This window comes from Pseudomonas sp. DW-iso3 (assembly GCF_058725305.1).
This window is the reverse complement of record NZ_JBZXDZ010000006.1, coordinates 271,590-292,512: the sequence shown is the minus strand read 5'-3', so window position 1 is coordinate 292,512 and position 20,923 is coordinate 271,590. Positions and strand designations below refer to the sequence as shown.

Sequence of the window (20,923 nt, the reverse complement as noted above, 5' to 3'; positions counted from 1 at the left end):
GCTCAGCGATCACATTAAGAAGACTGGATGAAGACCCGCGACCGTATCCTTGAATGTGCCCTGCAGTTATTCAACCAGAAGGGCGAGCCAAACGTGTCGACCATGGAGGTGGCCAATGAAATGGGGATCAGCCCCGGCAACCTCTACTACCACTTCCATGGCAAGGAGCCACTGGTACTCGGGTTGTTCGAACGCTTCCAGAATGAGCTGGCGCCCCTGCTGGACCCACCGGCGGACGCACAACTGGAGGCCGAGGACTACTGGCTGTTCCTGCACCTGATTGTCGAGCGCATGGCGCATTACCGGTTCTTGTTCCAGGACTTGTCGAACCTGGCGGGGCGTTTGCCGAAGCTGGCCAAAGGCATTCGCAACCTGCTGACTGCGCTCAAGCGGACCCTGGCGTCATTGCTGGCGCGACTGAAGGCGGCAGGTCAGTTGGTCAGTAGCACCCAGGCCCTGGGGCAACTGGTGGAGCAGATCACGTTGACCCTGCTGTTCTCGTTGGATTACCAACGGATTATTGATCGTGAAGGTGAGGTACGGGTGGTGGTGTACCAGGTCATGATGCTGGTAGCGCCGCATCTATTGCTGCCGGCACGCCTGGCAACCGAGAAGTTCGCGCTGAAATACCTGGATGACAGCGTCTAAACATGTCGGAGCAAGCCCACACACCTAAAAAAATGCCCGACCTTTGCAGGCCGGGCATTTTTTGTGTCCTGGGAAAAATCAGGACTGACTGGATGGCGTCGGGGTTGCCGGCGTTGCAGTCGGGGTCACAGCAGCAGGGGTCGGCGCGGACACCGAGTTGGCTGTGGAAGCGGTTGGCGCAGTAGCAGGCTTTGCCGCAACCGCAGGCTTCGATGCTGCTGGCTTTTTCGCTACCGCTGGCTTCTTCGCGGCGGTTGGTTTTGCCGCTGGCTTGGCTGCAGCAGGTTTGGCGGCGGGTTTCGCGGCGACCGGCTTGGCTGCAGGTTTCGCAGCGGCGGGTTTGGCAGCGGGTTTTGCGGCTGCGGTTTTAGCCGCAGGCTTGGCGGCAGGTTTTGCGGCTGCCTTGGCTGCTGGCTTAGCGGCAGGCTTGGCAGCAGCTTTCGCGGCTACCGGCTTAGCTGCCGACTTGGCGGCGGGCTTGGCAGCTGCCGTTTTTGCCGCCGGCTTGGCGGCGGGTTTAGCGGTTGCCTTGACAGCGGGTTTGGCAGCCGGTTTCGCGGCAGCTTTCACCAGAGGCTTGGCGGCAGTTTTCGCAGCCGGTTTGGCCGCTGCGGTTTTCGCCGCTGGCTTGGCAGCCGGTTTGGCCGCCGCCGTTTTCACGGGAGCCACTTTAGCGCCGGTCAGTTTCTCGATTTGCTTGGTCAGGGTATCGACCTTGCTGTGCAGCGTCTTCAGCTCTGCCTTGCTCGGCACGCCCAGTCGCGAAATGGCACTGTTGAGGCGCTTGTCGAAAGTTTCTTCCAACTTGCCCCAAGTGTCCGAAAGGCTCGACTTGGCGGAACCGGCAGTTGCCTTGGCCGCTTCAACTTTTTTACCAACCGTGGTTTTGGTCAACTTCTCGGCCTTCTCGCCGTCCTTGACCAAAGTCTCGAAGTATTTGCCGCCGTCACTGCTAACCTTCGAGTACACGCCTAAACCAGCAAGCCAGATCTTACGGGAATATTTTTCAACTTCCCCGACCCACGAGCTGCCTTCTTTCTGAGTAGTCTTTTTAACAGCCATCCCGATGTCTCCTTAGTGTTTACGCGCGACACGTTCTAGCAATGTCGTCAGCTCTTCGAGCTTAGCAGAGAGTGTCTCAACGTCATGTTTAGACGCAATGCCGATTCGATTCAAGGCACTGGCAACACGAGTGTCAAAAGCTTTTTCAACTTTATCAAGCTGAACTTCTACCAGACCTTTGACGGAGGAGACATTACTCTTTACTTGGTCAATCTGACTGTTGGCGGCTTCAAGTTGTTCAACTGCAACTTTTTTACCTTTACTTTCAACATGTTGACCGGCTTTAACCAACTCTTTGAAGTAATCGCCGCCCTCGCTTCCGACCTTGGCATAAGCACCAAGTCCTGCCAGCCAGATCTTGCGGGCGTAGGATTTAACCTCGCTCAAGGTAGTGGTCTGGGCGTCGATTTTTTTCTTCAGGATAACTTTGGCCATGGTGCACCTCACGCAGAATAGGGTGGAGGAACGGCCCACAGGAGTTGAGGGCTTGGGCACAAAGTAGGCTGGAAAATTAGAATCGGCACCCTAAGAACAGGTTGATCACGCCAACGCTTTATCCAGGGCCTTTTCGATTTCGGACTTGATGGTGCCACTCATGGCCGACATCAACAGGCCCAGTTCCACATCAATGCGCAACGAATCATCGGCGACGACTACAGTGCCCTTAACCCCCGAACGCTTGAGGTTCAAGGTATCGCCGGACCACGACGGCTCCAGGCCATAGTGCTCCTTGAGTTTGTGCGCCAACTTGTCGGCCTTTGCACGTGCGTCTTCTTTACCCAGGGAATGTGCACGCTCAACGGTTATACGGGCCATTGCAATGACTCCTCTTTATGGGGAAGTGGATACCTTCGATGCGGCAAAAGGTCTCGGTGACCACCCATCTTACCTGCAGCCTTGCCAAGACAAAGTAGGCCTTGGGGATTATCATGTCCCGCATTCTCTTTTGGTGACAGCGATATGACTGATCAGCGCAAAGGCAGCGATGCCGAACCCACCACTCACTTCGGCTTCAAGAACGTCCCGGAAAGCCAGAAAGCGGAAAAAGTCGCTGAGGTGTTCCATTCCGTAGCGGCCAAGTATGACCTGATGAACGACGTGCTCTCCGGTGGCATGCACCGCCTGTGGAAGCGGTTCACCATCGAGCTGTCGGGTGTTCGCACCGGCAACCGCGTACTGGACATCGCCGGTGGCACGGGCGACCTGGCGGCCAAGTTCTCCAAGCTCGTTGGCCCGACCGGCCAGGTGGTCTTGGCGGACATCAACGGTTCGATGCTCAAGGTCGGCCGTGACCGCCTGCTCGACAAGGGCGTGGCGGGCAATATCGAGTTCGTCCAGGCCGACGCTGAAAAGTTGCCGTTCCCCGACAACCATTTCGACTGCGTGACCATCGCCTTCGGCCTGCGCAACGTGACCCACAAGGAAGACGCGATCCGCTCGATGCTGCGCGTCCTCAAGCCGGGCGGCCGCCTGTTGGTGCTGGAGTTCTCCAAGCCGACCAACGCGCTGATGTCCAAGGTCTATGACACCTACTCCTTCGCCTTCATGCCATTGATGGGCAAGCTGATCACCAATGACGCCGAAAGCTATCGCTACCTGGCCGAATCGATCCGCATGCACCCCGATCAGGAAACCCTGAAGTCAATGATGGTAGAAGCCGGTTTCGACCGCGTGACCTACCACAACATGACCTCGGGCATCGTCGCCCTGCATCGCGGCATCAAGCCCTGATGCTGTACGCCGGCCTTCTCGCCAGCGTTGAACACGGCCTCAACCGTGTGCTGCGCCTGGACAGTACCGCCCTGGCGCGGCTTGCGCACCTCAGCGGCAAAGTCATTGTCGTCGACTGCCGCAGCCCCGCCTTGCAGCTGTTTATCCTGCCCAGCGATGAAGGCCTGATGCTCGCGAGCCAATGGGCCGCAGAAGCCGACTGTACCCTGCGTGCGCCGGCATCGAGCCTGCTGCACCTGGCCCTGAGCCGCAACAAGACGGCCATCCTGCACAGCGCCGAGGTGGAGCTGGAAGGCGACAGTTCGGTGCTGATGGACCTGGCCGCCGTGCTGCAGGACCTGGAACTGGACTGGGAATACGAGCTGTCGCGCTGGATCGGTCCAGTGGCCACCCAGTTGATCAGCGGGCACCTGCGCAGCCGCTCGCGCTGGTACCAGCAAGGGTTCGCCAGCCTTAACCAGAACCTCGCCGAATACCTGAGCGAAGAATCGCGCACCCTGGTCGGAGAACGGGAAGCGCAAGCGCGCTTTCGTGAACTCGACAAGGCCAAAATCGACCTGGAACGCCTTGAGGCGCGCTTCGAGCGCCTAAGCCGTTCCCTTGATCCAAGCGATAACGCATGAAGCTGCTCGCCGTCCGCCGTTTGTTTCGTATCCAGCGCGTCGTAATCCGCTACCGCCTCGATGACCTGCTGTTCGCCCTGCCTTTGCCGTGGTTCCTGCTGGCGGTGCGCTATGTGCTGCCGTGGCGCTGGTTCCCGCGCAAACAACTGGCACTGAGCCGTGGCGCACGCCTGCGCCTGGCACTGCAGGACCTGGGGCCGATCTTCATCAAGTTCGGGCAGATCCTCTCGACCCGCCGCGACTTGCTGCCCGAGGACATCGCCGACGAGTTGATGCTGCTGCAGGACCGCGTGCCGCCGTTCGACTCCCAACAGTCAATGGCGTTGATCGAAGAGCAACTGGGCAAGAAGATCAGCGAAGTCTTCAGCCGCTTCGACGTCGAGCCCCTCGCCTCGGCCTCCGTGGCCCAAGTGCACGCGGCACAGCTCAAGACCGGCGAAGAAGTGGTGGTGAAGGTAATCCGCCCTGGCCTCAAGCCGATCATCGGCCAGGATCTGGCATGGCTGTTCATCCTCGCCCGTGCCGCCGAGCGTTTCTCGGCCGATGCACGCCTGCTGCACCCGGTGGACGTGGTCGCCGACTACGAAAAAACCATCTACGACGAACTCGACCTGCTGCGCGAAGCCGCCAACGCCAGCCAGCTCAAGCGCAACTTCGAAGGCTCGCCACTGCTGTACGTGCCACAAGTGTATTGGGACTGGTGCCGCCCTAAAGTTCTGGTGATGGAGCGCATCTACGGCGTGCAGGTCACCGACCTCGCGACCCTGGCCGACCAGCGCACCGACATGAAGATGCTCGCCGAGCGCGGCGTGGAGATCTTCTTCACCCAAGTGTTCCGCGACAGCTTCTTCCACGCCGACATGCACCCCGGCAACATCTTTGTCAGCACCGTGAACCCGTGGAGCCCGCAGTACATCGCGATCGACTGCGGCATCGTCGGCAGCCTGACCCCGGAAGACCAGGACTACCTGGCCCGCAACCTGTTCGCCTTCTTCAAACGCGACTACCGGCGTGTGGCGCAGTTGCACATCGATTCGGGCTGGGTGCCGGCGGAAACCAAGCTCAACGAATTCGAAGCGGCGATCCGCACCGTGTGCGAGCCGATCTTCGAAAAACCATTAAAAGATATTTCCTTCGGCCAGGTGCTGATGCGCCTGTTCCAGACCGCGCGGCGCTTCAACATGGAAGTGCAGCCACAGTTGGTATTGCTGCAAAAAACCCTGCTGAACATCGAAGGCCTGGGCCGCCAGCTGTACCCGGACCTCGACCTGTGGAACACCGCCCAGCCGTTCCTGGAACGCTGGATGCGCGAGCGCATGAGCCCGAAAACCGTGCTGGGCAACCTGCACAGCCAGATGGAACAACTGCCGCACCTGGCCAACATGACCCGCGACCTGCTGGAGCGCATGTCCCAGCCCCACGCCAAGGATCCGGCGCCGCCTTGGAAGAAGCGCAAGGACGACTGGTTCCTGCGCCTGCTGGGCGCTGCTCACCTGGTCGGTGGGGTGATGCTGGCCATCGGTGGCCCGCTGAACCAACTGGGCCACTGGCCGGCTGGCATCATGGTCGCCGTGGGTATTTATCTGATCGTGCGTCGATAGCCAATCCGGTTATACACTGTCGCAAATTGCCGGAGCTGAACATGAAAGACTGGCTGGACGAGATCAAGTGGGACAGTGACGGCCTGGTGCCGGCCATTGCCCAGGACTACAAGACCGGGCGCGTGCTGATGATGGCCTGGATGAACCGTGAGGCCTTGAGCCTCACCGCCGCTGAGCAGCGTGCCATCTACTGGTCACGCTCGCGTGGCAAACTGTGGCGCAAGGGCGAAGAGTCCGGGCACGTGCAGACCCTGCACGAGATGCGCATCGACTGCGACGCCGACGTGGTGATCCTCATGGTCGAGCAGATTGGCGACATCGCCTGCCACACCGGCCGCCACAGCTGCTTCTATCGCGTTTTCGAAAATGGCGAATGGAAGACCGTCGAGCCGGTGCTCAAAGACCCCGACGCCATTTACTCGGCAGGACACTAAGACATGAGCGATACCCTGAACCGCGTGGCCCAGGTGCTGGAAGACCGCAAAGGCGCGGATGCCGACAGCTCCTACGTCGCCAGCCTGTACCACAAGGGCTTGAACAAGATTCTGGAAAAACTCGGCGAAGAATCCGTCGAAACCATCATCGCCGCCAAGGACGCGCAAATCAGCGGCGACTGCAGCGATGTCATCTACGAAACCGCCGACCTATGGTTCCATAGCCTGGTCATGCTCGCCCAACTGGGGCAGCATCCGCAGGCAGTGCTGGATGAACTGGACCGTCGCTTCGGCTTGTCCGGGCATGCCGAGAAGGCCTCGCGCCCGTCCGCCTGAATAACCAAGACTAGAGGATTTGCAGCATGGGCATTTTTGACTGGAAACACTGGATCGTCATCCTGGTGGTGGTGGTACTGGTGTTCGGCACCAAGAAACTGAAGAACCTGGGCACCGACGTGGGCGAGTCGATCAAGGGCTTTCGCAAAGCCATGAACGACGACGAAAAGCCGGCCGATCCCGCCGCCAACCCGGTCCCCCCGGCGCAGCCTGTGCACCCGCAGGCCACTCAGCCGATCACCGAGCGTCGTACCTTCGACGTACAGGCTGAGAAAGTCGAAGAGCCGACCCGCAAAGACTCGTGAGCACTGACTAATGTTTGGTATCAGCTTCTCTGAACTGCTGCTCGTCGGCCTCGTGGCCCTGCTGGTACTGGGGCCGGAACGCCTGCCCGGTGCAGCACGCACGGCCGGCCTGTGGATCGGGCGCCTGAAACGCAGTTTCAACGCCATCAAACAGGAAGTTGAACGGGAAATCGGCGCCGACGAGATCCGTCGGCAACTGCACAACGAGCATATTCTGTCGTTGGAACAGGAAGCCCGGAAGATTCTGTCGCCCGTGCATGAGCCCGCCAAACCGGCGGAGCCCGCTGTCGAAAACAGCATCGCGCCTGCGGTTGAGGCCGCACCCGTGGCACCGACCGCGCCAACCGAGCCTGCGCCGACGCCCACCGCGTCGCCCGCGCCCCATGACCCTACATTGCCGCCGCGAGCCCCATGAGCGCTGATAAACCGGAAAACGACCAGCATATGCCGCTGGTCTCGCACCTCACCGAGCTGCGTACCCGCCTGCTGCGTTGCGTAGCGGCCATCTTCATCATCTTTGCCGGGTTGTTCGCCTTTACCCAGCAGATCTACACCTTCGTCTCCACACCACTGCGCCAGTACCTGCCGGCCGGTGCGACGATGATCGCCACCGATGTGTCGTCGCCGTTCCTCACGCCGTTGAAGCTGACCATGATGGTGTCGCTGTTCCTGGCGATCCCGGTGATCCTGCACCAGATCTGGGGCTTTATCGCACCGGGCCTGTACAAGCATGAGAAGCGCATCGCCGTGCCGTTGCTGGTGTCGAGCATCCTGCTGTTCTACACCGGCATGGCGTTCGCCTACTTCCTGGTGTTCCCGCTGATCTTCAAATTCTTCGCCGCCGCCACCCCGGCCGGCGTGGAAATGATGACGGACATCACCAGCTACCTCGACTTCGTGATGACGCTGTTCTTCGCTTTTGGCGTGGCCTTCGAAATTCCGGTGGCCGTGGTACTGCTGGTGTGGATCGGCGTGGTCAACGTGGCGTACCTGAAGAAAATCCGCCCGTACGTGATCATCGGCTGCTTCGTGGTCGGCATGATCCTCACGCCGCCGGACATCTTCTCCCAGACCTTGCTGGCCGTACCGATGTGGATGCTGTTCGAGATCGGCATCCTGTTCAGCGGCTTGATCAGCAAGCGCGGCGAACACCCGGATGATCAGCCCGACGACGACCAGCCGCCAGCGACCCAGCCGTGAACCTGCTGCTACTGGAAGAGGCCGACTTCATCGCGGCCGACCGCGTGGTACTGCGTGATCGGCGCCTGGTGCACATGCAGGAAGTCCATCGCGCCGTCGTCGGCGACAGCCTGCGCGTCGGCCGCATCGGCGGGCTGATGGGCAATGCGCAACTGCTGCGCCTGGAAGCCACCGAAGCCGAGCTGCAAGTGAGCGTCGACCAACCACCACCGGCCAAGCTGCCGCTGACCCTGCTGCTGGCCCTTCCCCGCCCAAAGATGCTGCGTCGGGTATTGCAAACCGTGGCGGCGATGGGCGTGCCCAAGGTGGTGCTGGTCAACAGCTACCGGGTCGAAAAGAGCTTCTGGCAAACCCCATTCCTGGAACCTGAGGCGATTCGCGAGCAATTGATCCTCGGCCTTGAACAGGCGCGGGACACGGTATTGCCCGAGATCATCATCGAAAAACGCTTCAAGCCCTTCGTCGAAGACCGCCTGCCGGCCATGGCCGCAGGCAGCCTGGGGCTGATTGGCCATCCCGGTGATTACCCGGCCTGCCCACGCGGACTGGACGAGCCGGTGACCCTGGCGATCGGCCCGGAAGGTGGCTGGATTCCCTACGAAGTGGACCTGCTCACCCAAGCTGGCTTGCAGCCCGTGCAGTTGGGCGCGCGCATCCTGCGCGTCGAAACCGCCGTCACCGCCCTGCTCGCCCGTCTCTTCTAATCTCACTCGCCGCCCTCCTACAGAAAAGTCTGTCACCGCCGATACCCTTTGAATAAGTCCAAGCCTTGTTCCAGGGGAGTTCGCAGCATGCATCGTTGGTTAGCCGAAAAGCTGGGGAATATCAGCGTCAAGACCAAACTCGGCGTGGGCTTCGGCCTGGTGTTACTGCTGACATTATTGATCATGTTCACTGGCTGGACCGGCCTGGGCGATGTCACCAGTCGCGGTGACAAGCTGGGCCATATCTCCAGCCTCAACGGGTTGACCAAGGACTTGCGCCTGGCGCGCCTGGACTTCGAAATGCGGCGCGGCGAACAAGGCACCGACGCGGTCAACAACCTGATCGCCAAGCTGGACAGTGGTCTGAAAACCGCCGCAGACCTGATCGAACAACCCGACGACAAGGCCCTTGTCGAACAGCAACAGGACGCCCTGAGCCAGTATAAAAAGGCCTTTGCCACCATGGTTCAGGCCGGGCTCAAGCGTGAAGGTGCCCGCAGTAAACTGGGCGATACCGCCGACAACGCCGTAGCGAAGGTCAGCGAGGTCGAAAAAAGCCTGCTGCAAGGCGACAGCGTCACGCAGTTCAATAGTGTGGTCGACCTGAGCAAACTGATCCAGCAAGCGCGCTTCCAGGTGCGCGGCTACACCTACAGCGCCAAGGTCGAGGCTGAACAACCGGCCCTCGACGCCATTGATAACGCGGTGAAAAAGATCACCGAACTGCAGGGCCAACTGCCCGCGCAGTACCAGGCCAACCTGGAGGAGGCCAGCACCTCGCTGCAAGCCTACCGCGCGGCGGTCAGCCAGTACCGTGACTCTCAGACCGCCGCCGCCGCTGCGTTGAAGATCATGAGTGCCCAGGGTGACACGCTGTTGGGCCACAGCGACAAACTCACCCTCTCGCAAACCGTGGTGCGCGACGCCGACGCCGCGCACGCCAAACAACTCTTGCTGCTGGCTACCGTACTGGCGCTGATCTTTGGTCTGGTGGCCGCCTGGGCGATCACGCGCCAGATCGTGATTCCGCTGAACCAGACCCTCCAGGTTGCCCAGCGCGTGGCATCGGGCGACCTGAGCCACAACCTCACCTCCATGCGCCAGGATGAGCTGGGCCAGCTGCAACGTGCCATGCAAAGCATGACCGTCGGTTTGCGCGAACTGATCGGCGGCATCAGCGACGGCGTCACCCAGATCGCCAGCGCCGCCGAGCAACTGTCGGCCGTGACCGAACAGACCAGCGCCGGGGTCAACAGCCAGAAGGTCGAAACGGATCAGGTGGCCACCGCCATGAATGAAATGGCCGCTACCGTGCAAGAAGTCGCGCGTAACGCCGAGGAAGCCTCCGAAGCGGCCGTAGCGGCTGACCAGCAGGCCCGTGAAGGCGACAAGGTGGTCGGCGAAGCCATCGCCCAGATCGAGCGCTTGGCCACCGAAGTGGGCAACTCCACGGTTGCCATGGGCGACCTGAAGCGCGAAAGCGACAAGATCGGCAGCGTGCTCGACGTGATCAAGTCCGTGGCCCAGCAAACCAACCTGCTGGCCCTCAACGCTGCGATTGAAGCCGCGCGTGCCGGGGAAGCCGGTCGTGGCTTCGCTGTGGTAGCGGACGAGGTGCGCAGCCTGGCCCAGCGCACCCAGAAGTCCACCGAAGAGATCGAAGAACTGATCGTCGGCCTGCAAAGCGGCACTCAGCAAGTGGCGACCATCATGGACAACAGCCGCGGCCTGACCGACAGCAGCGTCGAACTGACCCGCCGTGCCGGCAGTGCCCTGGCGAGCATCACTCGGACAGTCTCGACCATCCAGGCGATGAACTCGCAGATCGCCACCGCTGCCGAACAACAAAGCGCGGTGGCCGAGGAGATCAACCGCAGCGTGCTGAATGTGCGCGACGTGTCGGAGCAGACGGCCGCGTCCAGTGAAGAGACCGCAGCGTCGAGTACCGAACTGGCGCGCCTGGGCACCCATTTGCAAGCACTGGTCGGCCGCTTCAGGGTCTGATGCACCTCACCGCGTGGCGACCTGCCCAGGGTCGCCGCCTTCAGTCTGTGAAATTTCCTACACGTTTATCAGGCTCACCCGACCGCCAAGAGAGCTAGCGTTCAAGTCACGTCAATGTGTGCGCGCACCTGCGGTGCCCGACACGACGATAACGCCCGCTACTCACTTGTCGGAGGTTGATCATGCTTCGTCGAATGACTCACCTGTTGGGTGACGCCAGTGTCACCCTCAAACTGGCCTTGGGCTTTTCCCTGGTACTGGCCCTGAGCCTCATCATTGCCGTAACAGGCTGGCAAGCCCTGGCGGCCTCCCTCTACCGTTCGCAAACGCTGACCGTGCTCGCGCAACTGGCGGTGGCAGGTGAGGAATTGCGCGCTGACAGAATCCTCTACCGCACCCTTGACGATGCCAATAGCCTCAATAGGTTGAGCGCGAGCATGGAGAAAATCGATGGGCACCTTAAGGCGCTTTCCAACCGACTGATAGCGCCAAAACCCATTGAGTATCTGCAAGAGATGGCGCGTATTGGCGCAACGTTCAACACCACACTCAAGGACGTGCCTTCGCTGGTTAAAACACGCGAAAACACCCGCGAAGAATTGAAACAAAGCTCCACGCGGACCGGCGACGTGCTGGCGCAACTGGCCAGTGACTTGCCTGATCAAGAAGACGAAAAAGCCCTCGACGCCGTCGAAAACCTGCGCCAGGCCATAGAGCAGGCGGAAGATCGAGCCCAAAGCCCCGCCTGGGCTGCCAGTTCCCTGGATGCTTATGCCCAGGCCGTGAACGACGCAGAGCGCAACCTCGAACTCGCCCAGGCGGCCGTCGCGAAGCTGCCGGTCGATAGCACCGCACTGAAAAATGCCGTACTCGAGATCCGCACCCGCCTGACACGCCTCAAGGAAGCCCAGCTTACGACCGAAAAATCGCAAAACCAGTTGGAGCAGCAGTTGGATCAGTTACTCGGGCAGAGTGATTTGTTGAGCCAGGATCAGACCCAGCGACGCGACCACGAAGCCGAGCAAGCCCGCACCCAAACCCTCGGCGTGACCGCTGCCGCATTGCTTTTGGGCGTCCTGGCCGCCTGGGTGATTGCCGGACAAATAGTGACACCGCTGCGCAAAGCCCTGTCAGTGGCCAATCGCATTGCCGAAGGCGATCTGAGCCACGAAGTGCAGACCCGTCGCAAAGATGAGTTGGGCCAGCTGCAACACAGCATGACTCAGATGACGCTGAACCTGCGCGGGCTGATTGGCAATATCAGCGATAACGCGCAGCAAATCGCCAGCGCTGCCGAGGAGCTTTCCACCATCACCGAACAAACCCGTGCGGGGGTGAGTAATCAGCGAGAGGAAACCGAGCAGGTGGCAGCCGCCATGAATCAGATGCTGGCCACCGCCCAGGAAGTTGCGCGCCATGCCGAGCAGGCTTCGATTGCCGCCGGCCAGGCCAATCACCAGACTGACCTGGGCGATCAGGTCGTGACGGATGTCGTGGCGCAAATTGAGCACCTCGCCCATGAGATGGCACGCTCAAGCCAGGCCATGCTGGCGTTGCAACGGGAGAGCCAGAAGATCGGCAGCGTGCTGGATGTGATCAAGTCCGTGTCGCAGCAGACCAACCTGCTGGCGCTCAACGCCGCGATAGAAGCCGCACGGGCCGGCGAGGCTGGCCAAGGGTTTGCGGTAGTCGCCGATGAGGTACGCAGCCTCGCTCAAAGGACCCAGCAGTCCGCCGAGGAAATCGAAGAGTTGATTGGTGGCTTGCACAGTGGCACGCAGCAAGTCGCCGATATCCTGGACTACAGCCGTACGCTGACCGACAACAGCGTCGGCCTGGCACGCAATGCCGGGGACGCCCTGAGCGAAATCGCCCGTACAGTCCTGGTCATCCAGGAAATGAACCCACAGATTGCCGCGGCCGCCGAAGAGCAAAGCGCGGTCGCCGAAGAGATCAATCGCAGTGTATTGAAAGTTCGCGATGCCTCGGAGCAAACCGCCGCCGCCAGCGAACAGACGGCAGCGGCGAGCATCGAACTGGCGCGACTGGGAACGGATTTGCAGCAGTGCGTGGGGCAGTTCAAGGTCTGACCGCCCTGACCAAGTCCTACAGAACTTGACGCAGAAACGCCTGGGCCCGTGGGTCTTTCGGCGCATCGAAGAACTCGGCCGGGGCCGCATCTTCCAGCAATTTGCCGTGATCGAAGAACAGTACCCGGTCTGCCACTTCACGGGCAAAGCCCATTTCGTGGGTGACGCAGACCATGGTCATGCCTTCCAGGGCCAAGGTCTTCATCACATCCAGCACTTCGCCGACCATCTCCGGGTCGAGCGCCGAGGTGGGCTCGTCGAACAGCATGACCTTGGGGTCCATCGCCAAGGCCCGAGCAATCGCGACCCGCTGCTGCTGGCCGCCGGACAAGCGTGATGGAAATTCGTTGGCCTTCTGCGCAATCCCGACCTTTTCCAGCAAGGCCAGGGCCTTGGCCTCACTCTCCTTCTTGCTGCGCTTGCGTACGACCTTCTGCGCCAGGCACAGGTTTTCCAGCACGGTCATGTGCGGGAACAGGTTGAAGTGCTGGAACACCATGCCGACTTCGCGGCGATAGGCGTTCACGTCGGTCTTCGGGTCAGCCAGTTGCAGGCCGTCGATGCTCACCGATCCCGAGTCGAATTCTTCCAGGCCGTTGAGGCAACGCAGGAAGGTGGACTTGCCGGAGCCGGACGGGCCGATCACCACCAGCACTTCGCCCTTGGCCACCTGGGTGGTCACGTTGTCGACCGCGCGGACCACATGGCCACGGGTGTCGAAGACTTTTACCAGATCGCGGACTTCAATCACTTTGCGCGAGCCTCCGCTCTAGCCGGCTGGCCATTTTCGACAGCGGCAGGTTGATCAGCAGGTACAGGCCTGCGACGCAGAACAGGATTTCAAACGGCGAAAACGAGGTGGTGATCACTTCGCGGCCGCTCTTGAGCAGTTCGGTAATGGCAATCACCGAGACCAGTGATGTGTCCTTCACCAGGCTTATAAATTGCCCGGCCAACGGCGGCAGCACGCGTTTGAACGCTTGCGGCAACACCACATGACGCATCGACTGGCTGGCGCTCAGGCCCAAGGACCGCGCGGCTTCGTTCTGGCCACGGGTAATGGACTGCACGCCGGCGCGGACGATTTCCGCCACATACGCGCCGGTGAACAACGACAGCGCGGCGATCCCGGCGAATTCGCGGGACAGGTTGAGCACCGTGCCGATAAAGAAATAGAAAATGAAGATCTGCACCAATAGTGGCGTACCACGCACCAGTTCGACGTAGATCGTCGACAGATCCCGCAGGGTCGGGTTGCTGGACAAACGGCACAGGCCGGTTGCCAGGCCGATGATCAACCCAAGGATGCCGGACACCACCGACAGCCACAGCGTGGTCCACAACCCCCACATCAGCGGGCCCAATGCCCAATGGCGGGTCACGCCCACCACATCGCCTTCGGCAACGTCGTCGCCACGCGCGACTTGCAGGCTGTTGTCGGCAACGGTCAGCTTTTGCTCGGCGCCCGCGTCGTTGCGCAGAGTCACTTCGGCGACGTCGCCTTTGCGCACCAACTCAACGACGGTGGAGATGTCCTCGGCGCGCTGGGACACTTCGGCCTGATAGGCGAAGTATTGCGGCACGCGGTTCCAGCGCCACTCGTAGGACATCAGCGAGGTGGCGTAGTACAGGGCGCCAGCCAGGCCGACCAGCACGACCACGGTCAGCAGGTGCCAGGGCCATTGGGCTTTTTTCTGTTTCATTTCTGGTTCCAGGGTGTGTGTCGCCTGTGAGGCTGCCTTCGCGACTCGGTCTTAAGCCTTATTCCATGTCCTTGAGCCACTCGGAGCTCTTGAACCACTTGTCATGGATGCGATCGTAGGTGCCGTCGTTGCGGATCTGGTGCAGGAAGTTGTTGATGAAGTTGATGCTGTCGTAGTCGCCTTTCTTCAGGCCGAACGCCAGGGGTTCGAAGGTGAAGGGTTCTTCGAGGTACACCAGCTTGCCATTACCGACCTTTTTCTCCGCCACTACGTTGTACGGCGCGTCATACACAAAGGCGTCGGCCTTGCCGTTGACTACGTCCAGCACGCCTTCCTGCTCGTTGTCGTAGCCATGGTATTTGGCCTTGGAGATCAGCTTCTTGGCCACCATCTCACCGGTAGTGCCGAGCTTTGAGGTCAGGCGGTATTTCTCGTCATTCAGGTCTTTATAGGACTTGATGGTGCCTTCCAACTCCTTGCGGATCAGCAGGGTCTGGCCGACCACGATGAAGGGTTCGCTGAAGTTCAGGCGCAGGTTGCGTTCCTGGGTCAGCGTCATGCCGCTGCCGATCATGTCGAACTTGTCGGTCAGCAGGGCCGGGATGATACCGTCGTAGCCGGTGGAGATCGGCTCGAACTTGACGCCCATGGACTTGGCCATGGCCTTGAGGATGTCCACTTCGAAACCGATGATTTCGCCACGCTTGTTGGTCATCTGGAACGGCATGTAGGTCGGGTCCATGCCGACTTTCAGCGTACCGCGCTTGACCGCATCGTCGATGGCGCCGGCCTGGGCCGCATTGACCGCGACCAGCGCGGTGACGCCAAGCAGCAGCATCGAAAGATACTTTTTCATCATCAAGTCCCCTGAACGATTCTTATAAGGTCGGCGCGCGAAAGGGCTGCACCATTTCGGGGTGCGATCCTAACCCACTCCCCTGCTGTCACAAAGGTTTCACGGCTATTTGTTATCGGCGTATGTCGGAAAGGCCCCACAACAGGGCAGCAAAGAGCAGGCGTAGACACGTGCGTGAGCGATTGAGGCAACGACTTGATGTGTAAGCAGTTATGACTTTCACTCGATCTCCGCCAGCCAGGCAGTGTCGTTGAACCACTTGTCATGCAGACGATCGTAGGTCCCGTCCTGGGCAATCTGGTTGAGGAAATGATTGATCCAGTTAAGGCTGTCGACATCACCTTTTTTCACGCCAAACGCCAGCGGCTCGAACGTGAACGGCTGCTCAAGTGCCAGCAGCGTGGCGTTTTCCGGGCGGCTCAGGGCGATCAGGTTGTAGGGCGCGTCATGAATAAAAGCATCCGCCTTGCCCTGCACCACTTGGCGTACCCCTTCCTCCGGTGTCGAAAAACTGCTGATTCGGGCCGCCCCAAGGAACCGTCGCGCCGCCGCCTCGCCGGTAGTGCCTTCGGTGGTGGCGATCTGGTAGCTGGCGTCGTCCAGGTCCTCGACACTGGCGACCTTGCCCGCAAGGCGTGGATGCAACAACACGGACTGGCCGACCACAATGAACGAGTCGCTGAAGTTCAGCTTGAGGTTGCGCTCCTGAGTGACGGTCATGCCGCTGCCGATCAGGTCGAAACTCTTCGCCTGCAACCCCGTCACCAGCTCGGTATAAGGCATCGAGACCATTTCAAGCTCTACCCCCAGAGCCTGGCTCATCACGTTAAGCAGGTCGATTTCAAAACCGACGATACGGCCCTGTTTATCGGTCATTTCAAAGGGCACATAGGTGGGCGTTGTGCCGACTTTCAGCACGCCGCGTCGAACGGCGTCATCAATCGCGCCTGCCTGCGCCAACCCCATGTGAATCAACGCGACAGCACTTAGCAACAGCGCCGAACAATAGCTTTTGCTCATGGATTATCCCTGTGGCGAGTCAAATACGGGGGCGATGCTAACTCAGCGACGGGCACGGCAATACGCCTCAAACGAGGGTCTTTTGTTTCGAAAAAACAAGGGGTTGGCGCAGGAGGGGAAGAAGTGGAAGACGCTGTAGGAACAGCGCTTTAAACACCCCCGAGGTGAGCCCTCGGGGGCGTCTGAATCAGGCCGGTTGGGCCTGGGACAACAGCGGTTGCAACGGCAGCAACGGCGCGTGCGGGTCAGCCTTGATCGAATCCCGCCAGGCGGCGAGCCACTCGGCATGGCCTTCGCTCCAGACCTGCTCGTGCAGGCGGGCCAGGGCCACCGGATCACTGAGCAAGGCCAGGCGTTCAGCGTTGTTGAGGCCGGCAGGGCCGACTTTCAACGCGTGACGCACACGCTCGGCACGCAGGTACTCGATCGGCTCGGCCTGGGCATGACGCGAGGTTGCCAGGGCACAGGCCAGGGCGTTCTGCTGCGGGTCGACCACCGAACGCACGAAGCCGTCGTTCAGCGCGTGCCAACGGTTTTCGTGGGTGTACTTGTCGGTGGACAACAGCGCTTGCGGCGGATTGTATTCCTCAGGGATCAGGAACAGGCTCTCGTCACGGGACTTGAGGCCCAAACCGACACGGCTGGAGATCACCGACACCGGGATCGACAGCATCAGCGAACCCACGATCGGTACCAACCACCACAGGAAACTCGGGTTCAACCACACCACCAGCAGCGCCCACAGGAAGCCCAGCAGGGTTTGCGGACCATGGCGCTTGACCGCTTCGCTCCATGGGGTGGAGTCGTCGTCACGCTGCGGCGAGTTCCAGGTCGCAGCCCAGCCGAGAAACGCGGCAAGTACGAAGCGAGTGTGGAAAATCATCCGCACCGGCGCCAGCAGCATGGAGAACAACATCTCCAGCAGCATCGACAAGGTCACCTTGAACTTGCCACCGAACTCTTTCGCGCCCTTGGCCCAGATCAGGATGATGCTCAGCAGTTTCGGCAGGAACAGCAGCACGATAGTCGTGGAGAACAGCGCCACCGCCTTGTCCGGGTGCCACTGCGGCCACAGTGGGTACAACTGGCGTGGCGCCATGAAGTACTGCGGCTCCATCAGGGTGTTTACCGCCAGCAGCGCCGTGGACAGCACCAGGAACAGGAACCACAACGGCGCCGACAGGTAGGACATCACGCCGGTCAGGAACACCGCACGGTGCACCGGGTGCATGCCCTTGACCAGGAACAGGCGGAAGTTCATCAGGTTGCCGTGGCACCAGCGACGGTCACGCTTGAGTTCATCCAGCAGGTTCGGCGGCAGTTCTTCGTAGCTGCCCGGCAGGTCGTAGGCAATCCACACGCCCCAGCCAGCACGACGCATCAGCGCAGCTTCAACGAAGTCGTGGGACAGAATGGAACCGGCGAACGCGCCTTTGCCCGGCAACGGCGCCAGGGCGCAGTGCTCGATAAACGGTTTCATGCGGATGATCGCGTTGTGACCCCAGTAGTGGGATTCACCCAGCTGCCAGAAGTGCAGGCCGGCGGTGAACAGCGGGCCGTACACACGGGTAGCGAACTGCTGCATGCGCGCATACAGCGTGTCCATACCCGACGCACGCGGCGCAGTCTGGATAATCCCCGCGTCCGGCGTGGCTTCCATCAGGCGCACCAGGCTGGTCAGGCATTCGCCGCTCATCACGCTGTCCGCGTCGAGCACGACCATGTACTTGTAGTCACCGCCCCAACGACGGCAGAAGTCGTCGAGGTTGCCGCTCTTGCGCTTTACGCGACGGCGACGACGGCGATAGAAGATCTTGCCGAAACCACCGGCTTCACGGCACACGTCGAGCCAGGCTTGCTGCTCGGCGATGCAGATGTCGGCGTCATTACTGTCGCTGAGCACGAAGAAGTCGAAGCGATCCAGGTCACCGGTGGCGGCCACCGACTCAAACGTCGCGCGCAAACCGGCAAATACCCGAGGCACGTCTTCGTTGCAGATCGGCATCACCAGCGCGGTACGGGCGTCTTTGGGAATCGGCTCGTCACCGGCACTTTTACCGGAGATGCGGTATTTATCGTGGCCAGTCAGCAACTCCAGAAAGCCCATCAGCGCAGTCCAGAAACCGGCCGACACCCAGCAGAACAAGATCCCGAACATGATCAGGATGCTGGTTTGCAGGGCGTATGGCAGTACCTGGGTGGCGGTTTGCAGCAGGGTCTGGTTGCGGATTTCATCGAAGTCCACCAGCGACCAGCCTTGGTACGGCATGATGCCTTTCATGTACCAACCGGCGACGAGGGTCTGGCCGATCATCAGCACCAGCAGGATGTAGCGGCGGATGGATCCGACGGTACGCCAGCGCGCAGCCGGCAATACACGCTCATCCTTTGGCGGAGCAGGCGGGTTGCTGCGCCCGGTGATACGACGCCAACCGCGCACCAGGATATTGGTGCGCCATGGCTCCGGGACCACGCGGGTACGACGGATCGGCGGCGTGGCCTTCAGGCACACGCGGCCAGCGGCGTCGAGCGCCAGCATTTCGGCGTCTTGCAGCTCTTCGGCCGTGCTCAGGGTCAACCGCGTGCCGACCGACGCCTGTGCGGCATCGACAGGCGCGTCAAAGGTCGACGACGACAAGCGTTCGTGCAACTCGGTGAAGGATGTGCAGCCCGCCAGCTCGGCGCGCTGCTCAGCGGTCATCGGTAGATGCGCCAGATACTCCTGCAGAGTTTCTGGCTGGACTTGAGAGTTACTCATCGGCAGGCAACTGATAGCTCCAGGTTTCGGTCAGGACTTGTTCGGTCTTGATCGGCTCCGGTGTGGCTGGGGCAGCTTCTGGCTGCTTGGTTTCCTTGTCTTTCGCGTCTTTCTTGGCCTGTTTTTCGTGCTGCTTGGCCAGGACCTTGTCGGCCTTGAGCACGTGGCTCGAGTCCTGCTCAGGGGCAGGTGGCGGAACGTCCTGCACCAGCGCTGCGCGCATTTCGGTCGGCTTGCCTGCGTCCTTGATCTTCATGCGCAGGGTCAGGCGCCAGCCTTTGGTGTGCTCGTTGTAGCGCACGCTGTTTTCAACCAGTTCGGCGTTGTCGCTGACACTGACTTGGCTACGCACCGCGGCATCCGACGGCAAAGCCTTGAGGGACGGGCCCTCGAAGTCCACCAGGTAGGCCACGCTGCCATCCGGCTGACGGATCAGGTTGGATTGCTTCACGTCACCGGTGGAACGCAGGGTCTGCTTGACCCAGGCGCTGTCGCTCGGGTGCAGGGCCTTTTCGTCCATGGTCCAGTGCAGGCGATAGGAAACGTCCAGTGGCTTGCCGATTTCAGGCAGCTCTGCCGGGCTCCAGAACGCAACGATGTTGTCGTTGGTTTCATCGGCGGTCGGGATTTCCACCAGGTTGACGGTGCCTTTGCCCCAGTCGCCCTCAGGCTCGATCCAGGCGCTTGGGCGCTTGTCGTAGTTGTCGTCCAGGTCTTCGTAGTGGCTGAAGTCGCGACCGCGTTGCAGCAGGCCGAAACCTTTCGGGTTCTCTACGGTGAAGTTGCTGACCGACAGGTGTTTAGGGTTGTTCAGGGGGCGCCAGATCCACTCGCCGTTGCCGGCATGGATCGACAGACCGCTGGAGTCGTGCAGTTCACGGCGATAGTTCAGCACTTTGGAAGGCTGGTTCGCGCCGAACAGGTACATGCTGGTCAACGGGGCAACGCCCAGTTTGCTGACTTTGTCGCGCAGGAACATCTGGGATTTCACGTCGACAATGGTGTCGGTGCCCGGACGCAGGATCAGGCGATAAGCACCCGTAGCCCGTGGAGAGTCCAGCAGGGCAAAGATCACCAGTTGTTTCTCACCCGGCTTTGGACGCTCGATCCAGAACTCGGTGAAACGCGGGAATTCTTCGCCGGACGGCAATGCCGTGTCGATCGCCATGCCGCGGGCGGACAGGCCATACGCCTGGCCCTTGCCGACCACGCGGAAGTAGCTCGCGCCCAGCATGGTCATGATTTCGTCTTGCTTGTCGGCCTTGTTGATCGGGTACAGCACACGGAAGCCGGCATAACCCAGCTGTTCGGTGGCTTTGGGATCAAACTTCACGTCGCCGAAATCGAAGCGCGTCGGGTCGTATTTGATTTCCTGAACGCTGTCGGCGGTGACTTCGTTGATTTTCACCGGTGTATCAAAGTGCATACCCTGGTGATAGAAGGACAGCTTGAACGGGGTGTTCTGATCGGCCCACTCGGCTTTTTCGTTGCGGAAACGAATCTTCTGGTAGTCCGCGAACTTCATTTCGCGGAATTCGTTCGGCAGATTGCTGCGCGGAGCTTCGTATTTCTGCCCGGCCAGCTCTTTTGCCTTGGCCGACACATCATCCAGACTGAATGCCCACAGTTGACCCGCGCCGAACAGGCAAAACAGGGCGGAGCCCGTCACCAGTGCGTTTCGTAACCGTTTGGCAGACAATTTTGGTGCATTACAGGGACTAACAATCACGAGCAACCCTCGCCGAAAACAGATCAAAAAACCAACGGCCAGCTATCTATATGCCAGGTTGGCGAGCATTGTTCCGACTCCCGTGGGGCAAAATGATTCCCCAGTGGTTGTCGGACAAG

General features: G+C 60.6%; 21 protein-coding genes and 1 pseudogene. 13 read left to right on the top strand and 9 right to left on the bottom strand.

All coding sequences use genetic code 11. The features are described 5' to 3' along the window. The first annotated feature begins 27 nt into the window (after nt 1-27). Nucleotides 28-648 carry a TetR/AcrR family transcriptional regulator gene (locus tag AC4PS7_RS19280; RefSeq protein WP_010213783.1) on the top strand — a complete coding sequence of 207 codons (621 nt, stop codon included), beginning with the start codon at nt 28-30 and terminating at the stop codon, nt 646-648. 78 nt (nt 649-726) lie between these two features. On the opposite strand, the gene AC4PS7_RS19275 is transcribed toward AC4PS7_RS19280, so the two are convergent. The 3 genes from AC4PS7_RS19275 to AC4PS7_RS19265 form a co-directional block, all read right to left on the bottom strand. Further along, nucleotides 727-1,710, bottom strand: a complete 984-nt coding sequence (locus tag AC4PS7_RS19275) for a phasin family protein (protein ID WP_010213784.1) — start codon at nt 1,708-1,710, stop codon at nt 727-729. Nucleotides 1,711-1,722: 12 nt separating this feature from the next. Then, entirely contained in the window at nt 1,723-2,145 is a 423-nt protein-coding gene (locus AC4PS7_RS19270; RefSeq protein ID WP_010213785.1) for a phasin family protein, read from the bottom strand. A gap of 105 nt (nt 2,146-2,250) precedes the next feature. Next, nucleotides 2,251-2,526, bottom strand: coding sequence for a polyhydroxyalkanoic acid system family protein (locus AC4PS7_RS19265; RefSeq protein ID WP_010213787.1), 276 nt, complete (start codon nt 2,524-2,526; stop codon nt 2,251-2,253). Nucleotides 2,527-2,670: 144 nt separating this feature from the next. Between AC4PS7_RS19265 and ubiE the strand changes: the two genes are divergently transcribed. The 12 genes and pseudogenes from ubiE (at nt 2,671) to AC4PS7_RS19205 (ending at nt 12,738) form a co-directional block, all read left to right on the top strand. Next, nucleotides 2,671-3,441, top strand: a complete 771-nt coding sequence (gene ubiE, locus AC4PS7_RS19260; protein WP_003171186.1) for a bifunctional demethylmenaquinone methyltransferase/2-methoxy-6-polyprenyl-1,4-benzoquinol methylase UbiE — start codon at nt 2,671-2,673, stop codon at nt 3,439-3,441. Then, nucleotides 3,441-4,064 (top strand): ubiquinone biosynthesis accessory factor UbiJ, encoded by a 624-nt coding sequence (locus tag AC4PS7_RS19255; protein WP_045791391.1) that lies wholly within the window; start codon nt 3,441-3,443, stop codon nt 4,062-4,064. Before ubiE ends, AC4PS7_RS19255 begins: the two co-directional genes overlap by 1 nt. Continuing rightward, nucleotides 4,061-5,665 (top strand): ubiquinone biosynthesis regulatory protein kinase UbiB, encoded by a 1,605-nt coding sequence (gene ubiB / locus AC4PS7_RS19250; protein WP_010213796.1) that lies wholly within the window; start codon nt 4,061-4,063, stop codon nt 5,663-5,665. Before AC4PS7_RS19255 ends, ubiB begins: the two co-directional genes overlap by 4 nt. A gap of 41 nt (nt 5,666-5,706) precedes the next feature. Further along, complete coding sequence (gene hisI, locus AC4PS7_RS19245) at nt 5,707-6,099, top strand: phosphoribosyl-AMP cyclohydrolase (protein ID WP_010213799.1); 393 nt, start codon at nt 5,707-5,709, stop codon at nt 6,097-6,099. 3 nt (nt 6,100-6,102) lie between these two features. After that, nucleotides 6,103-6,435 carry a phosphoribosyl-ATP diphosphatase gene (locus AC4PS7_RS19240; protein WP_003209299.1) on the top strand — a complete coding sequence of 111 codons (333 nt, stop codon included), beginning with the start codon at nt 6,103-6,105 and terminating at the stop codon, nt 6,433-6,435. A 26-nt stretch (nt 6,436-6,461) separates the two neighbouring features. Further along, complete coding sequence (locus AC4PS7_RS19235; protein ID WP_003171180.1) at nt 6,462-6,740, top strand: twin-arginine translocase TatA/TatE family subunit; 279 nt, start codon at nt 6,462-6,464, stop codon at nt 6,738-6,740. Nucleotides 6,741-6,750: 10 nt separating this feature from the next. Next, nucleotides 6,751-7,155: a Sec-independent protein translocase protein TatB gene (gene tatB, locus AC4PS7_RS19230; RefSeq protein ID WP_010213803.1), complete on the top strand. Its 405-nt coding sequence runs from the start codon at nt 6,751-6,753 to the stop codon at nt 7,153-7,155. Continuing rightward, a complete protein-coding gene (tatC, locus tag AC4PS7_RS19225; RefSeq protein ID WP_010213805.1) occupies nt 7,152-7,940 on the top strand; it encodes a twin-arginine translocase subunit TatC in 789 nt (262 codons plus the stop codon). The genes tatB and tatC overlap by 4 nt, the downstream gene beginning before the upstream one ends. Further along, the gene (locus AC4PS7_RS19220; protein WP_010213807.1) at nt 7,937-8,644 is read left to right on the top strand and encodes a 16S rRNA (uracil(1498)-N(3))-methyltransferase; all 708 of its coding nucleotides are present in this window, start codon (nt 7,937-7,939) and stop codon (nt 8,642-8,644) included. Before tatC ends, AC4PS7_RS19220 begins: the two co-directional genes overlap by 4 nt. Nucleotides 8,645-8,731: 87 nt before the next feature. Then, a pseudogene (locus AC4PS7_RS19215) lies at nt 8,732-9,790 on the top strand (methyl-accepting chemotaxis protein); the annotation flags it as partial. After that, nucleotides 9,776-10,648: a methyl-accepting chemotaxis protein gene (locus AC4PS7_RS19210; RefSeq protein WP_414811780.1), complete on the top strand. Its 873-nt coding sequence runs from the start codon at nt 9,776-9,778 to the stop codon at nt 10,646-10,648. The pseudogene AC4PS7_RS19215 and the gene AC4PS7_RS19210, both read left to right, overlap by 15 nt. A 182-nt stretch (nt 10,649-10,830) precedes the next feature. Continuing rightward, entirely contained in the window at nt 10,831-12,738 is a 1,908-nt protein-coding gene (locus tag AC4PS7_RS19205) for a methyl-accepting chemotaxis protein (protein ID WP_029529262.1), read from the top strand. A 16-nt stretch (nt 12,739-12,754) separates the two neighbouring features. On the opposite strand, the gene AC4PS7_RS19200 is transcribed toward AC4PS7_RS19205, so the two are convergent. From AC4PS7_RS19200 to AC4PS7_RS19175, 6 genes are all read right to left on the bottom strand, one after another. After that, a complete protein-coding gene (locus tag AC4PS7_RS19200) occupies nt 12,755-13,489 on the bottom strand; it encodes an amino acid ABC transporter ATP-binding protein (protein WP_010213814.1) in 735 nt (244 codons plus the stop codon). Then, the gene (locus tag AC4PS7_RS19195; RefSeq protein ID WP_010213816.1) at nt 13,482-14,441 is read right to left on the bottom strand and encodes an amino acid ABC transporter permease; all 960 of its coding nucleotides are present in this window, start codon (nt 14,439-14,441) and stop codon (nt 13,482-13,484) included. The genes AC4PS7_RS19200 and AC4PS7_RS19195 overlap by 8 nt, the downstream gene beginning before the upstream one ends. 58 nt (nt 14,442-14,499) lie before the next feature. Beyond that, nucleotides 14,500-15,297, bottom strand: a complete 798-nt coding sequence (locus AC4PS7_RS19190; RefSeq protein WP_021492173.1) for a transporter substrate-binding domain-containing protein — start codon at nt 15,295-15,297, stop codon at nt 14,500-14,502. 219 nt (nt 15,298-15,516) lie between these two features. Further along, nucleotides 15,517-16,317 (bottom strand): transporter substrate-binding domain-containing protein, encoded by an 801-nt coding sequence (locus AC4PS7_RS19185; RefSeq protein ID WP_042571346.1) that lies wholly within the window; start codon nt 16,315-16,317, stop codon nt 15,517-15,519. Between the two features lie 187 nt (nt 16,318-16,504). Continuing rightward, the gene (gene mdoH, locus AC4PS7_RS19180) at nt 16,505-19,075 is read right to left on the bottom strand and encodes a glucans biosynthesis glucosyltransferase MdoH (protein ID WP_021492174.1); all 2,571 of its coding nucleotides are present in this window, start codon (nt 19,073-19,075) and stop codon (nt 16,505-16,507) included. Continuing rightward, nucleotides 19,068-20,804 carry a glucan biosynthesis protein G gene (locus tag AC4PS7_RS19175; protein ID WP_492179691.1) on the bottom strand — a complete coding sequence of 579 codons (1,737 nt, stop codon included), beginning with the start codon at nt 20,802-20,804 and terminating at the stop codon, nt 19,068-19,070. Before AC4PS7_RS19175 ends, mdoH begins: the two co-directional genes overlap by 8 nt. Nucleotides 20,805-20,923 lie beyond the last annotated feature (119 nt).